Source organism: Roseibium sp. RKSG952 (assembly GCF_009711355.1).
This window is the reverse complement of record NZ_SMMF01000520.1, coordinates 1-1,547: the sequence shown is the minus strand read 5'-3', so window position 1 is coordinate 1,547 and position 1,547 is coordinate 1. Positions and strand designations below refer to the sequence as shown.

The window sequence follows — 1,547 nt, the reverse complement described above, 5'->3', positions numbered from 1 at the left end:
TCCTTTGCAACCCCATTCAAAGTTGCGCCAATACGCTTCAATCCAAACGTTGCACTTCTTGGCTGAAGCCACCGTGGCGCGCGCTCCGCGCGGCCCTGCGGTATTGAATGTTGATTTTTACTTATTCGAGAGCTTCAAAGCTCATCGACCTGATGGTATAGCGATTAGTCTTCCGATCTGCGGGTGGGAGCACTTGCTCCATATAGACGCCACCGAAATGATTCTTTGGATCCACCCAGAAAAGGCTGCCAGCATAACCACCTAAACCAAAACTACCTTCCGTGTCGAGGTTTAGGGATTGCCCGGGGTCTCCGTCTATTGAAACGGTAATACCGATCCCTGTACCCGATTGAACAAGGTCGTCAGGCATGGCTGTTCCGGGTTCAATCGTATCCGATCCCATCAAGGCGATCGCTTTGGGGCTGAGAATGCGCGATCCATCCAGTTCGCCGCCATTCGTCAGCATCTGAACCAGGCGTGCATAGTCAGTGGCAGTGGAGTACAGACCTCCGCCGGAGAAAAGGAATGCGGGCTGCTGGGTTGCAACCGGCTCACCGCCGGGCGTTTCCGCCGTTGCGGGCAGCAGTTTTGAATCTTTGTCCGGGCGTGTATAGGAAACGGCAAGCCGGTCCAGTTTTTCCTCTGGAACATAAAAAGCCGTATCGTTCATCTTCAGTGGGTTGAAGATTTCCTCTTCGAGGTAATCGCTCAAGGATTTTCCAGACCAGATTTCGACCAAACGGCCCAGTGTATCGACGTTGATGTCCTGATAGTCGAAGGAGGTACCAGGTTGATTGCGCAGGGGCGTTTTGACGAGGTCAGGAATCCACTCCTCCAGTGTCTGGTCGAAAATCCCATGCGCCGTCCAGACATCAACATTTTTGACGAGCGGTTTTCCGCTCTCATTCATTGGCCAGGCGCCGCTCCAGCCGGTAGTGTGGCGGGCAAGGTCGATGATCTCGATTTCGCGTTCGGGGGCCTGCAGTTCATAGGCGTCTTCCCCCGGACCGTTCACACCGCCTTTGGGGATAGCGATTTTTACGTCCTTGAATTCCGGGATGTATTTGGAAACGGGATCGCGCCAGCGAAAGGCCCCCTTCTCGAATAGCTGCAATGCGGCAATGCCAACCACCGGCTTTGTCATGGAGTGCACCTTGACAATAGTATCAGCTGCCATGGGGAGGCCGCTTTCCCTGTCTGCAAAGCCGCGTGAAGCGCAGTAAATCGGCTTGCCGTCCTTGACTAAAATAGTGCTCGAGCCGACGCTCAGGTCGTCCTCGATGCCTTTCTCCATCCGGTTGGTGATGTTTTTAAAGGCTTCAATGTTGATTTCGCTCGATTTCACTGGTGCGATTTCGATCGGACAGGGCTCAGCCGTTTCTGCTGCTACCACATTTGAGGGGATCACCACGGAGCTGGCCAGAAGAATTGCGGTAACGAGGCTGCATTTGGTTTTTTGTTGTGAATTTCGGGAATTATAATCATAGTATTGGGGCATACTGCCTGCCTCATTACGTAGTTTCATTGCCTTTTACTCCTTGTAATTT

The 1,547-nt window shown here is 52.8% G+C and carries 1 protein-coding gene; it reads right to left on the bottom strand.

Annotated elements, in window-relative coordinates:
- Positions 1 to 121: 121 nt before the first annotated feature.
- On the bottom strand, positions 122 to 1,525 hold the full coding sequence (locus E1297_RS01945) for a serine hydrolase (protein WP_155133214.1): 1,404 nt from the start codon (positions 1,523 to 1,525) through the stop codon (positions 122 to 124).
- Between the last annotated feature and the right edge of the window lie 22 nt (positions 1,526 to 1,547).

Coding starts and splice junctions, on each gene's coding strand:
- E1297_RS01945 (WP_155133214.1), bottom strand. CDS start 1,525: ATGAAACTACGTAATGAGGCAGGCAGTATGCCCCAATACTATGATTAT.